Below are 12745 nucleotides of genomic sequence, written 5' to 3' on the forward strand. Positions count from 1 at the left end.
ATACAAGTGATAGCAAACAATTGAGGATCCCTTTATAAATTCTAGTTTTTCTTTTTTTAGAAGTCAATGTAATTAACAATGATAATCATTGTTAATTACATTGACTTAATAAACTCAAACAATTATTTATATTCTTTACTCTGCTTTCAAAAATCTGTCTTATTAAAGCTTCACTTTATTACATAAGCCCGTAACCTTCTTCACAATCAGCTCCGCAGTATTTTTCTCCGGTGGCATCAATAAATTCGTAACAGGCCCATATACAACAGGATTTAATTCTACTTCATATCCACCATATGTAAACTCTTCCCTTGTCGGTAAATAACCAATATATCCATTCGTATATCCACCAAGAAAGGCTATTTCATTTTGAAGACTCTCTTTCACTTCTAACGCGGTTTCTGAAAAAGGTTCCATCGGTATACCAAAGAACATTCCATCATTAACTTGAAACAGTTGAACTTCTAAATCAATACGTAACTGCCGAATACCTTGCTTATATTTCTCTAAAACGATAGTAAGCCACTCGTCCGTGTTCACACCCCACTGCTTCTCCGCCAATTGAGCCATGCTTCGTATCTCATTCATTTCAGGAATATCTTTCAACTTCATTTGCATCATACTCGAAACTGTTCTTAAATTTACAATTGGGCTATATGTAACTATTGGCAATATTGTTAATACATGTCCACTAAGTGTGTAAGCCATTTGCTTTACTGCTTCCCTTGAACCGCGATACTTCGCATTTACATTACCAGCAGCTCCTTGCACAATAATAACAGGGCAATTTACGATTTTCTCAAGAATCTCCCTCGTCATTCCAGGATAATCCGCTGATAATACATCGCTATCACCTTTTAAAACATTCGGATGCGCAGTACAAAATACAATAATCCCAGATAGCTCCTTCGTTTCAGCATTTCTTATTGCTAACATGCCAATTCGCTTATCTACAACACCCTCTATATTTGTTCCCATCTTTGCTCTTCCATCAGATGTTCTCTCTCTTCGGTTTATCCCAATATCACCTGTCGTAACACTCCAGCCAACTTCACATAGCCCCAAGTTATTATTTGCAGTAACAGCACCGTGCACTACATTATTTACTAAACTCGTTTTATACGACTTTACTAAAGCTTGCTCACCAACAGTTTCCGGACCAGAATGTGTATGTGTATAAACAACTGTTATTCGCTCAAATGGCACATGAAGCCTGCTAGCTACGCGCTCACGAATAATATTCGTATCTTCTACTAACATCCCAATATTATCAATGCTTATAAACACAGTTTTCATTTCATCTTTTTCAAATACAAAAACTGTCCCATAAATATGCTCTTCAATATTATTTATTCCTGTCTCTCTATGGTATCCAACAAAATCAATACCGACAGGCGGCGTAATATCTACCTTGCATACCCCTATTTTGCTCATTTGAATCGCTCCATTTCTCTATATAACTCCCTTTCTTCAAGAATAGCATATTTAACTTTGCCCCAAATAAAAAAGAACGGACATAGCATTCTATGTCCATTCTTTTCATCACACATACTTCCGATGCACCATCTTCCCATCATAAGAAAACACAACGCCCTTACTTTCCACAATCGACTCCATATGCACCGTTCTTCCCCATAACTGATGAATGTATGGCAGTACTTTTTCTAAGTATTTTAAATCGAGCTCAATTCCTTCGTAACTATGTTTAATGTACAACTCTCCGTTCTTTAAGTAGTCACCATCTTCTACTACTAAGTACGGGAAGCCACCATTTGTACGCATATTTACGAGCTGATCACGTACATGTTCCCACTCTTTATCTATTACCTTATATTCTTTTCCTTGGCGTTGGAATAAGTACATATCTTCTCTCATTACGAGATCTTTGTTTAAGTAGTTCCTTAAGAATGATACATCCCATTCGATTTCGCGTACTTCAAAGATTTTGTCACGGCCAGATCCTGGTTTTACACCGCGTCGTTTCATTTCTTCTGTCGGGTTATTGTAGCGCTCCTCTATATCTTCAAACATTTTAATACCTAGGTAGTATGGGTTAATACTTGTTTTTGATGGTTGAACTACACCTGCATTAAGCTTTGCGAATTCAATCGCTTCAGAAGATGTTAAGTCCATTTCACGGAGTATGCGTTGATGCCAGTATGATGCCCAGCCTTCATTCATAATTTTTGTTTCAAGCTGCGGCCAGAAATATAGCATTTCCTCACGCATCATCGTTAATATATCTCGCTGCCAATCTTCTAGCTCACGGCTATATTCTTCAATGAAGAGGAGTAAATCTTTCTCTGGTTGCGGCGGAATTTTCTTCTTTTTATGCATATTAGGTCGTTCTCTCTTTTTGTTTCGATCATCTAAATTCCATAAGTCATCGTACTGTGATATCTTTTTCTTTTCTACATCCTCTTCTAAATCTTCAATACTCCACGCAAGTTTTGGACGCATAATCGATGGGTCAATATGCTCTTGAATGGCAAGTACGGCATCTAAAAATGTTTCTACCTCTGCTTTTCCGTACTTATGCTCATACGCTTTCACACGGTCCGCTGTTGCCGCCATACTTTCTACCATATCTCGCTTCGTATTTGAAAAACGAATATTATTTTTGAAGAAGTCACAGTGTGCTAAAACGTGCGCTACAATTAATTTGTTTTGAATTAAAGAGTTCGTATCTAATAAAAAGGCGTAACATGGATCAGAGTTAATAACGAGTTCGTATATTTTACTAAGACCTAAATCGTATTGTAATTTCATTCTGAAAAACTGTTTTCCAAAACTCCAATGTGAAAACCGCGTTGGCATCCCATATGCACCAAATGTATAAATAATTTCCGCTGGACATATTTCATAACGCATCGGATAAAAATCAAGCCCAAATCCCGTCGCAATTTCCGTAATTTCCGCAATCGCATATTGCAGTGCTTTATCGTCACTTGCTCTCATTATTTTCCCTCCTTACACTTTCCCTTAAGAAAGTGTATGATGAAAAACAAGCTTTCATGAGGATTGATTGCATAATAAAAAGACACCCCCGCAAAAACGAGAATGTCTCATCTATTAACCTTCAATAATCTCCATCTTCTCCGTAATCGGAGTACGAGCTTTTCCTTCTGGCGCTTTATCGAAATAGCCGATATGAAGAATTCCAACGATACGTTGTCCTCTTGTTAAACCGATTCCTTCTATAAATAATGGATTGTAGTTCAATCCGCCTGATTTCCAAACGCAACCTAATCCGCGTTCCCAAGCAAGAAGCTGGAAGTTTTGCATAAATGCACATGTTGCAGCGTAATCTTCGTCACGCTGAATTTGACGCGGATCTTCATTTATATATACAACGATTTGTGCAGGCGTGCTTAAGAAACGATCTGATAAAATTTTACCGCGCTTTGCTCTTTCTTCTTCTGTGAAAGAGTTTAATACTGCATCTACTAATTTCTTGCGGCCTTCTCCAATGTATAATTTACAATTCCATGGTTCACGATATTTATGATTCGGTGCCCACGTTGCGTCGTTTAATAGTTCAATTAATAACTCTTTATCTACCGCTTTGTCTGTAAATGTACGAACAGAGCGCCTTTCTTTAATCACATTAGCGATGGAAGTATATGTAGTCATATTTATCTCTCCCTTATTTTTATCTATATGTATAAGTTTATTGTTGGCATTGATATTGATTTTCAATTTCGATTATACCTTAGTTTTTTACTATTAATCAATGTTTTATGTTGGAAAACTTCTAAAAACGTCATTTCATACTGTGAATAAAAAAACTTAACTTGTTCACAAGTATTTCACATTTTATGGAAATGATATGTGTACAGTTTTCTACATTATCCATCTAGGAGGAGTTTACATGTACAAAAAAATCGCAGTAAGTATGACTATGGCAGCATTATTATGCGGGATATCCACCTTCCCTACGTCCGCTGCCACGCCAAAAGAAGTAACAATGCATCATCATAAACCAATTTCAGAAGAAGAAATACAATCGCTAGAAAAACTTGGCTATAACAAACATGAAATTTGGAGAGCTGCTCACATTGCAAGAATCAGTAAACAAGAAATAAAAGATGTTTTATCTTACTATAAGCAAAATAAATCTTGGGAGAAAACAGCCGAGCATTTCGGTGTAGATCCAAGTAAGCTGAAAAAGCATCATATGAATAAAGAAACAAAGCAAGCACTGCTACAACAGTTAGCAACTATGCAAAAATCCACACCGGATCAGCTAAAGCAAAAAATGAAAGAATATAACATCAAATTGCGTCATCTTACTGTGTTAACAATCATCTCTCAAAAAAGCAATACCCCTCTTGATGATGTATTAAAAATGAAAAAAGATGGAATGGACATTAAACAAATTGCCGAAAAATTAAATGTAAAAAGAGAAGATATACGAGCGGAAATGATGAAATTAGTGAAGTCTATTAAAGAACAAAAAACAAATTAAAATGCTAAAAAGGAAGAGCCATTCACCACTCTTCCTTTTCTTTATGAACTTTCAATTTTTAAGTATAAATTCCCGTCTTTCCCAAAAACTAACACAAGTAAATGATGTAAGTTAGGGGTGAGAAAATGTTCGGTTTATCATCTAAGAAATCAAAAAAGACTAATACAAAAACACTTTGTTCTATCCCAGAATTTATACAAACCATGAAAGAATCAAGCGATTTTGTTTCTTATAACGTACTTGAAGATGAAACGTTATGCTTGTTTTATTATAAATCTGTCGTGGAAGCACTTATTATTAAACAATTTATTTTAACTCCTCTAAAAAAAGAATCGGAACAAATTCAAAATATCTCTGATTTATGTAATATCGTCTCTATTGAAGATATTATTACCTCCCCTTCTGTTGATGATATTCGTGAGAAATTATTAGGTGGATATATTTTAATACGCTTAAAAAACAATTCGAATCCCGATCAATATGCTTTAATTCGTGCTGAAAGTACTGTTTTAGGAACACGATTATATAACGATACAGAAAATGAGTATAGCGTAATCGGGCCTAAAATCGGTTTTGTTGAAAACCTTGATACAAATATACACTTATTACGCCGAAATATTGTAACGGAGCAACTCATTTTTAAAGAAGTTACCGTCGGATCTATATCAAAAACGAAAGTAGCAGTTGCTTATATAGAAGGAGTTACAAATGAACAATTTATCAACACCGCAATACAACGGCTAGAAGACATTGACTTTGATGTCCCATTTGATTCAACTATGATTGAGCAATTTATTAGTGATAATAGCAATTCACCTTTTCCTGTTCTATTACCTACAGAACGATTAGATCGAGCTGTATTTGCGTTAATTAACGGGGAAGTTTTGATTTTAACAGATGGCTCTCCATATGCTTTATCAGGACCAACAACGTTACTGGATTTTTTCATTTCACCAGAAGATTATTATTTACCGTGGATGATTGGATCGTTCTTTCGTATTATTCGTTTTTTTGGGGCTATATTTTCTCTTTTTTCCTCCGCTATTTATACAGCGGCTTTAACATATCATTATCAAATGATTCCTGCCGATTTACTAGGTCCTATTATTTTCTCGAGAGCTAACGTACCTTTCCCTCCTATTCTAGAAGCACTCTTTTTAGAAATTACAATCGAATTGCTTCGTGAAGCAGGAGCACGTTTACCAACGAAAGTCGGACAAACGATTGGGATTGTTGGGGGGATTGTAATTGGCCAAGCATCCGTGGAGGCGGCTTTGACAAGTACAATTTTATTAATTGCAGTCGCTTTATCCGCTCTTGCATCTTTCACAACACCAACCGTAAAGATGTCTTCTACTATCCGGTTATTACGCTTTCCACTTATTCTTTTAGCCGGTGCATTCGGAGGATTAGGCCTTATTGTCGGATTTGTATTCATTTTAGCTCATTTAATTAAATTAAAATCACTTGGATCACCTTATTTATTACCTTTATATCCATTTCGTGGTTTAGGTACAGCAGAAGGTTTTCTTCGATTACCATTTAGTCAAACGGCTCAAAGACCTTCTTTTCTTAGACCAAAATCAAAATGGCGCTATAATCCAAACAAAGCGAAGCAAAAACGTGATGGTGAGAATGAATGAAAAAAATTTTATTGCACCTTATCATTATCTTCTTCATTTTACAAACTGGCTGTACACAAACCTATATAGTGGATACACAGCGTATTATTCATATTGCTGGATTTGACATCACAAAAAACAAAAGATTCCAAGGAACTATCTTATTCCCTGAATACACACATGGTGTAAAGTCTAAGCCAGAGACGCAATCAACATCTGCTCGTTCCCTTGAAACAATCGCTTCACGATTAAATGCGAAATCTCCTCACAATGTCGTTGTAGGTCAAATGCGTGTCGTCCTATTTGGAAAAACGCTAGGAGAACGCGGAATGGGAGAAATTATTACTAACTTACAACGTGACCCAAATATCGGGCGTGATGTACAACTAGCAATTGTAGATGGATCGGCTGAAGAGCTTTTAAATTACGGAAAAAAAAATGGGTCTTTATATATTGCCGATTTACTCGAGCAAAATATACGAAATGAGAACATTCCACAAACCACATTAAACATTTTTTTATATAATTATTACTCTTCTGTATGTGATGCCTATGTTCCTTATATTAAAATGGACGATAATCATTCTATCGCTGTCAAAGGACTTGCCTTTTTAAAAGGCGATAAAGTAGTCATGTATACAGATAAAAGACATTCTGTTTTAGCAAAATTACTTATTAATCCTACGAAAAATGGACGTTACGAAGCAGCAATAAAAAAAGATAAGCATAAAGGTATGGTTGTTATACAAAACTTAGCTGGAGAAAACAAGTATGATATAGATCAAACTGGCGACATACCAAAAGTAAAAATCCATTTAAAATTAAATGGATTAATTAAAAACTCCCCCAATTGGATTGATTTAAGAAAAAAAACAAATATCAACTATATAAGAAAACAAATTGAACGAAATGTTGAAAAAGACTGCGAAGATTTAATAAAACAATTTCAAGAAAAGGAAATTGATCCTTTAGGAATACGAGATGAAATTAGAAGCCATACGAGAAAATGGAATATAAAACAAATTCGAAATATGTATAAAAATGTAGCAGTAGATATAAATTTAGATCTTAATATTGTACAATCTGGAATCGGTGAATAGTGAGGTGAAATGAGCAATGAATACAATGAATACATCAAAAACTGTCTCTCCATATTTTGCATTTATTTTATTGCATTCTCTCCAGATTGGTATAGGAATTCTCGGATATCAACGTGTAATTTTAAAAAACGCTGGTTATGATGCCTGGATTTCTCTTATTATTGCGGGAATTGCAACTCATATTGTACTGGTTTGTATGTTAAAAATGCTTGAAAAAGACGGAGATTTAATTAGCATTCATACAACAACCTTTGGAAAATGGATTGGCTCTATATTTTCTGTAATTTTCACTCTTTATTGCTTATTATTTTGCCTTACTGTTCTTCGTACATATATGGAAGTGATACAAGTTTGGATTTTCCCTACCATTAAGTTATGGAAACTTACCCTTATGTTTTTATTAGTCACTTACTACATTATAAAAGGCGGCTTCCGCTCTGTGACAGGGATATGCTTTTGGGGTATTGTGCTTCCTATTTTCGTGATATTTTTTTTAATTTATCCAATGAAGTATGCACATTTCCGTAATATTTTACCTATTTTTACGCATTCACCTTTTGACATGCTTATATCTGCAAAGCACTCCGCATTGGAATTTCTGGGGTTTGAAACAATTCTTATCTTTTATCCCTTTATTGAAAAAGGAAAATCTTTAAAACGATGGGCCCATGCTGGAATTGCTTTTAGCACCTTAATTTATGTAGTTTTAGCTATCGTATCCTTTATGTATTATAGTGAGGGTCAATTAAACCGTACTATTTGGCCTACTTTAACAATGTTAAAAATAATTAAAGTTCCTTTTATTCAGCGTTTTGAATATATTATTATTTTCGTTTGGTTTTTAATTATTTTACCAAACCTTTGCTTAACCATTTGGTCATCATGTCAAACGATGAAGCGTTCCTTTCATATTTCATTTAAATTTACATTACCGTTTTTTATTTTCATCATATTTTCAGCTTCTCTGCTTTTCACAAACCGTGAAAGTATCAATACATTAAATACCGTACTATCTCAAGCGGGTTTATATATTGTATACGCTTATATCCCAATTTTATTTCTATTTCATTCGCTAAGATGGCGTTTCAAAAATCAGTCGAAAAAATCTTCACCCGACACTCCATAATCTCTGATACAATTTGATTAATACATTTGTAAAGGGGACAAGCGAATGAAAAAGTATGTATTTTCTTTACTTGCAGTACTAAGCTTAATTCTTGCTGGATGCGGAAGTACTGGTACAAATGACCAAAAATCTTCTGAATCAAAAAAAGAAGAACATGACCATGCATCCCACACTCAACAAGCTGACATTCAAGAGAAAACAAAAGGAGTCGACACACTTCCGACCTTCCTAGATAAGCTTGATCCACAAATGAAAGATATTTACACCGTCGCTGGGCAAGATGCAGAGCTATTAGATTGGATTCCATGCTATTGTGGTTGCGGTGAAAGTGTAGGACATAAAAATAATAAAAACTGCTTTATTCGTGAAATTAAAAAGAATGGTGAAGTTGTTTGGGATTCCCACGCAACGACTTGCGTCAATTGCCTAGAAATCGCAGTTGAATCTGCTTCCATGAAACAAAAAGGAAAATCAACGCTTGAAATTCGTAACTATATCGATAATAAATACAAAGAAGGCTATGGCAAACCAACACCTACGCCAATGCCAAAAGCTTAAAAAACGAGGGAATTCCTCGTTTTTTCTTTTCATTCTCTTTTTTTCTTAACAAATTCTTTCAAGTGTATTTCTCCTTACTTATCACACACTATATATAACTCTCGGTAAGGAGGGTACACAGTGCAAACATATAACGACTATGATAAAGCTCTCTATTACACGTATTGCTGTAATTGGGATAAATTACTCGTTCTCATGGTTCAAACGAACGATCAATTATTTTCTAAGCGTATTGAGCATTTTTTACACGCTTATCAATACAGCAAAGAACTACCAGAAGTTGATAAACAACTGCAGCTCCTATTTCAATATATTGACCATGCATCCCAAAAGTCGCATGTAGAAGAAGTAGAGCAAATTCAAATGTAAAATATAGCGCTATTCTCTTTAGGAGAATGGCGCTTTTTTAAAATATTAATACCAATAAAAGTTTCCTCTTATAAAACTTTTATTGATAAACATATTTTTTCTTTCTTTTCTATACCACTTCATACTATAATTTAGTATGTAACTATTATAAGAGAGGTATAAAATATGGGACGAGAAAAAAAGCAAGAATATGCTTTACTTACCGCATGGGGAGCTTCTTTTATCGCTACACTAGGAAGTCTGTACTTTTCCGAAATCATGAAATTTGAGCCTTGTGTCCTTTGTTGGTATCAACGCATTTTTATGTATCCATTCGTTTTATGGCTTGGTATTGCTGTAGCAAAGAAAGACTATCGCATCGCAAGTTATTCTTTACCAATCGCAACTATTGGCGCTTGTATTTCTTTATATCACTATGCAATTCAAAAAGTCGCAGCATTTTCAGCAGCTGGGGCAGCTTGTGGACGTGTACCATGTACGGGAGAATACATAAACTGGTTCGGCTTTGTGACAATCCCGTTTTTAGCACTTATCGGCTTTATTACAATCGCTGTTTGTAGCTTTATTGTCATCAAAAACAAATAAGGAGATGAAAGAATGAAAAAAATGCTTATATTTGGTGGTATTATTATCGCCTTGTTCGTGGCAATTTTTGCAGTAACACAAATGGAAGAAAAAAATGCTACTAGCCAAAAAATTGATAATCCTACTGAAAGTAAGACAAACGGTTCTGACTACTACACAAATAAAATCTCTCTTTCAGATCTTCAAAAGAACTTAAAAGAGAAAAAAGAAGAAACAGTATACTTTTATCAAACATCTTGCGTTCATTGCCAAAAATTATCTCCTGTCGTAGTGCCGATGGCTAAAGACTTGAACGTTGATATGAAAGTTATGGATATTGAAAAATTAGATGCTCCTTGGGATGAATATAAAATTCAAGGTACACCAACAATCATTCATTTTAAAGATGGCAAAGAAGTAAGCCGTATTAGCGGTGAACAGCCAAAAGACAAATTAAAAGAATGGCTTGAGCAAACGAAAAAGTAACGAGAAAAGGAAACTCCTTCTACACATGAAATGGGCGTAAAATCCCACACTAATGTATAAGGAGGGGGTTTTATGCCAGAAGTAAGATGTTCTGTTTCCAACTGTTCTTTTTGGGGACAAGGTAACTTTTGTCAAGCAAGTGCGATCGTCGTTCAGCCTGATGCAGATGAAACTGGTCAAACTGAAAATGATTCATATACAGCTGCTGTTTTAACAAACGAGACGCTAGAAAGTTCTGTAGCAACGAGTGTAGAGACTTGTTGTCATACATTTAAGCCTAAATATTAAACATAAAAAGCATACGATTCATCGTATGCTTTTTTACATCCCTCTCCAAAAATCATGCATAATAAAAAAATATAAAATAACGAGAACGGCCGTCCCGCATAGGGTAATGCGCCGATATATACTCTTCTCTCCTTCCCTCGCTTTCACAAACGCCCAAATAAATCCGAAGAATAATATTAAATCAACATATGGAACATAAAAAGAAAAGACGAGAAACGCATATAAATACACGATAAATAAACAGGTCGTTACTAAGAAAACTTTAAACGCAAATTCACTTTTCATAATATAACCGCCCCCTATCTGTACTGTATTATATTCAGCAAAATACAATAGTTGCAGTTAAACTCCAAGTATAAATAAGCTACCGTCTGTAATACGGTAGCCATTACGGAACATTGTATTTCCGTTTATATATATTACTTAAGATCGAAGAAGGAATTTGCTCGTAACGAATTTTCTCTCCTGTTTCATCTATAATATACGAATTGTTTCCTATATAATATATTCCATCTTTTCGCTTTGAGTACACTGGATATCTTTCGTTCGGCAATACCGTTTTCACTTTCGTTAACTGTCCATTTGGTTCTTGCCAATATATATCTGCGCGGTCTACTAACGTAAGTACTCCAATTTGTTCTTCTTCTATTTTTCGTCCATTCCAGCTCACAACGCGATAACCAAGCTTATTCGCTTCATATTCGGGGCTCGTATGAAAACGAGAAATGATTACTTTTGTTTGTAATTGTACTCGGTCATATAACCATTGTATATCCCTGTCATGCATGCGAATACAGCCATTTGATTCCCTACTTCCAATCGTCCATTCCCGATTTGTCCCGTGAATCGCATATTCATTCTTATCTAGCCCAAGCCATCTCGTACCAAGAGGGTTATTCGGTGCACCCCCAGCTATTTTTTTTCGATGGTATTCTTTATTTTTAAATTTAGTTATAATACAAAAATTACCTTCAGGCGTAGGTGTACGATCTCTTCCAGTCGTTACTGGAAATGTTTTTGTGTAATTTCCATTCTCAAAAAAAGACAACTGGTTTGTGGTAAGATTCACTAATATTAAATGATCTGTATCAGCAAAAGCACTAACCGGTAGGAAGAAAAATAATAGTAAAACGAAACATACCCTTTTCACCTATATCCCCCCTAGCGCTCACCATAATAATTGTAATTAGCTTTACTTTGCTCTTATAAATGAAAACTATCCATTTACAATAACGCCCCCATTTACATGTATCATTTGTCCCGTAACATAAGAAGAATCACCAGACGCTAAATATACATATGCCGGCGCTAACTCATATGGTTGACCAGGCCTTTGCATCGGGACATTGCTCCCAAACTGAGAGACTTTCTTCTCATCAAAGCTCGATGGAATAAGCGGTGTCCAAATCGGTCCCGGCGCAACACCATTTACACGAATTCCTTTTTGTACTAATGATTGAGAAAGTGATCTTGTAAACGCTACGATTGCTCCTTTCGTTGCGGAATAATCAATTAACGTTTCATTCCCTTCATATGCAACGATAGATGCCGTATTTATAATGACATCTCCTTTCTTCAAATGAGAAAGTGCGGCTTTCGCAACGTGAAAATAAGAAAAAATATTAATACGAAAAGTCTTTTCTAGCTGTTCTGCTGTAATATACTCTAGTCCTTGCTGCGGATATTGCTGCGCGACATTATTTACTAAAACCTGTAAACTACCTAGCTGCTGGACGGTCTCTTCTACAATATCTTTACAATGCTGTTCATCACTTAAATCACCTGGCAACAATACACACTTTACTCCTTCTTTTTCAACACGTTGTTTCGTCTCATTTGCATCTTCTTCCTCATCTAAATAAGCAATCGCAATATTTGCTCCCTCTTTCGCAAAAGCGATGGAAACAGCTCGTCCAATCCCACTATCTCCCCCTGTAATTAATACATTCTTTCCTTTTAACTTTTCGCTACCTTTATAATTCGAATCTTCAAACTGCGGAAGTGGATTCATTAATGATTCAATACCAGGCTGTTTATTTTGATGTTGCGCTGGCATTGTTACAAAGTTTTTTTGCTGTGGCATAGCTTCTTTCAACTCCTTTTTCTTATAATGTGCATAATAAAAACTGAAATTCAAACATCAAGTTACGATTAATATTCGAAT

Annotated in this window: 15 protein-coding genes; 9 read left to right on the forward strand and 6 right to left on the reverse strand. The window is 35.2% G+C overall.

The genetic code is table 11. From position 1 onward, the window contains the following. Positions 1 to 162: 162 nt before the first annotated feature. The 3 genes from MHI28_RS13820 to MHI28_RS13830 all read right to left on the reverse strand — a co-directional run bounded on the left by MHI28_RS13820 (position 163) and on the right by MHI28_RS13830 (position 3633). Entirely contained in the window at positions 163 to 1434 is a 1272-nt protein-coding gene (locus MHI28_RS13820; RefSeq protein ID WP_000034541.1) for a neutral/alkaline non-lysosomal ceramidase N-terminal domain-containing protein, read from the reverse strand. A gap of 108 nt (positions 1435 to 1542) precedes the next feature. After that, the gene (gene spoVR, locus MHI28_RS13825) at positions 1543 to 2958 is read right to left on the reverse strand and encodes a stage V sporulation protein SpoVR (RefSeq protein ID WP_001202690.1); all 1416 of its coding nucleotides are present in this window, start codon (positions 2956 to 2958) and stop codon (positions 1543 to 1545) included. A 114-nt stretch (positions 2959 to 3072) separates the two neighbouring features. Then, positions 3073 to 3633, reverse strand: a complete 561-nt coding sequence (locus MHI28_RS13830) for a nitroreductase family protein (protein ID WP_000214814.1) — start codon at positions 3631 to 3633, stop codon at positions 3073 to 3075. A gap of 238 nt (positions 3634 to 3871) precedes the next feature. Here MHI28_RS13830 and MHI28_RS13835 point away from each other — a divergent pair, with 238 nt between their 5' ends. From MHI28_RS13835 to MHI28_RS13875, 9 genes are all read left to right on the forward strand, one after another. Then, a complete protein-coding gene (locus MHI28_RS13835; RefSeq protein WP_142287171.1) occupies positions 3872 to 4468 on the forward strand; it encodes a hypothetical protein in 597 nt (198 codons plus the stop codon). 125 nt (positions 4469 to 4593) lie between these two features. After that, on the forward strand, positions 4594 to 6111 hold the full coding sequence (locus tag MHI28_RS13840; RefSeq protein WP_340828061.1) for a spore germination protein: 1518 nt from the start codon (positions 4594 to 4596) through the stop codon (positions 6109 to 6111). Further along, complete coding sequence (locus MHI28_RS13845) at positions 6108 to 7190, forward strand: Ger(x)C family spore germination protein (protein WP_000722242.1); 1083 nt, start codon at positions 6108 to 6110, stop codon at positions 7188 to 7190. Before MHI28_RS13840 ends, MHI28_RS13845 begins: the two co-directional genes overlap by 4 nt. Before the next feature lie 16 nt (positions 7191 to 7206). Further along, positions 7207 to 8316: a GerAB/ArcD/ProY family transporter gene (locus MHI28_RS13850; protein ID WP_001095145.1), complete on the forward strand. Its 1110-nt coding sequence runs from the start codon at positions 7207 to 7209 to the stop codon at positions 8314 to 8316. Positions 8317 to 8361: 45 nt separating this feature from the next. Further along, entirely contained in the window at positions 8362 to 8874 is a 513-nt protein-coding gene (locus tag MHI28_RS13855) for a PCYCGC domain-containing protein (RefSeq protein WP_086413682.1), read from the forward strand. A gap of 120 nt (positions 8875 to 8994) precedes the next feature. Beyond that, positions 8995 to 9243, forward strand: coding sequence for a YhdB family protein (locus MHI28_RS13860; protein WP_001195459.1), 249 nt, complete (start codon positions 8995 to 8997; stop codon positions 9241 to 9243). 165 nt (positions 9244 to 9408) lie between these two features. Next, positions 9409 to 9828, forward strand: a complete 420-nt coding sequence (locus MHI28_RS13865) for a disulfide formation protein C (protein WP_000532265.1) — start codon at positions 9409 to 9411, stop codon at positions 9826 to 9828. Positions 9829 to 9840: 12 nt separating this feature from the next. Further along, positions 9841 to 10293 (forward strand): thioredoxin family protein, encoded by a 453-nt coding sequence (locus tag MHI28_RS13870; protein ID WP_000738451.1) that lies wholly within the window; start codon positions 9841 to 9843, stop codon positions 10291 to 10293. A 72-nt stretch (positions 10294 to 10365) separates the two neighbouring features. After that, entirely contained in the window at positions 10366 to 10581 is a 216-nt protein-coding gene (locus MHI28_RS13875; RefSeq protein ID WP_001115488.1) for a DUF1540 domain-containing protein, read from the forward strand. A gap of 33 nt (positions 10582 to 10614) precedes the next feature. Here MHI28_RS13875 and MHI28_RS13880 read toward each other — a convergent pair whose 3' ends face one another. The 3 genes from MHI28_RS13880 to MHI28_RS13890 form a co-directional block, all read right to left on the reverse strand. Then, entirely contained in the window at positions 10615 to 10866 is a 252-nt protein-coding gene (locus MHI28_RS13880) for a hypothetical protein (protein ID WP_000834195.1), read from the reverse strand. Positions 10867 to 10969: 103 nt separating this feature from the next. After that, positions 10970 to 11731, reverse strand: coding sequence for a L,D-transpeptidase (locus MHI28_RS13885; RefSeq protein ID WP_000831959.1), 762 nt, complete (start codon positions 11729 to 11731; stop codon positions 10970 to 10972). A 66-nt stretch (positions 11732 to 11797) separates the two neighbouring features. Continuing rightward, positions 11798 to 12664: an SDR family oxidoreductase gene (locus tag MHI28_RS13890; protein ID WP_001136290.1), complete on the reverse strand. Its 867-nt coding sequence runs from the start codon at positions 12662 to 12664 to the stop codon at positions 11798 to 11800. Positions 12665 to 12745 lie beyond the last annotated feature (81 nt).

This window comes from Bacillus sp. FSL K6-0268, from assembly GCF_038005425.1.
Lineage (GTDB): Bacteria > Bacillota > Bacilli > Bacillales > Bacillaceae_G > Bacillus_A > Bacillus_A thuringiensis_S.

Excerpts from the sequence above, each read along its gene's own strand:
- MHI28_RS13855 (WP_086413682.1), top strand. The coding sequence starts at position 8,362 with ATGAAAAAGTATGTATTTTCTTTACTTGCAGTACTAAGCTTAATTCTT.
- MHI28_RS13865 (WP_000532265.1), top strand. The coding sequence starts at position 9,409 with ATGGGACGAGAAAAAAAGCAAGAATATGCTTTACTTACCGCATGGGGA.
- MHI28_RS13870 (WP_000738451.1), top strand. The coding sequence starts at position 9,841 with ATGAAAAAAATGCTTATATTTGGTGGTATTATTATCGCCTTGTTCGTG.
- MHI28_RS13840 (WP_340828061.1), top strand. The coding sequence starts at position 4,594 with ATGTTCGGTTTATCATCTAAGAAATCAAAAAAGACTAATACAAAAACA.
- MHI28_RS13820 (WP_000034541.1), bottom strand. The coding sequence starts at position 1,434 with ATGAGCAAAATAGGGGTATGCAAGGTAGATATTACGCCGCCTGTCGGT.
- spoVR (WP_001202690.1), bottom strand. The coding sequence starts at position 2,958 with ATGAGAGCAAGTGACGATAAAGCACTGCAATATGCGATTGCGGAAATT.
- MHI28_RS13875 (WP_001115488.1), top strand. The coding sequence starts at position 10,366 with ATGCCAGAAGTAAGATGTTCTGTTTCCAACTGTTCTTTTTGGGGACAA.
- MHI28_RS13845 (WP_000722242.1), top strand. The coding sequence starts at position 6,108 with ATGAAAAAAATTTTATTGCACCTTATCATTATCTTCTTCATTTTACAA.
- MHI28_RS13880 (WP_000834195.1), bottom strand. The coding sequence starts at position 10,866 with ATGAAAAGTGAATTTGCGTTTAAAGTTTTCTTAGTAACGACCTGTTTA.
- MHI28_RS13850 (WP_001095145.1), top strand. The coding sequence starts at position 7,207 with ATGAATACAATGAATACATCAAAAACTGTCTCTCCATATTTTGCATTT.
- MHI28_RS13835 (WP_142287171.1), top strand. The coding sequence starts at position 3,872 with ATGTACAAAAAAATCGCAGTAAGTATGACTATGGCAGCATTATTATGC.
- MHI28_RS13890 (WP_001136290.1), bottom strand. The coding sequence starts at position 12,664 with ATGCCACAGCAAAAAAACTTTGTAACAATGCCAGCGCAACATCAAAAT.
- MHI28_RS13830 (WP_000214814.1), bottom strand. The coding sequence starts at position 3,633 with ATGACTACATATACTTCCATCGCTAATGTGATTAAAGAAAGGCGCTCT.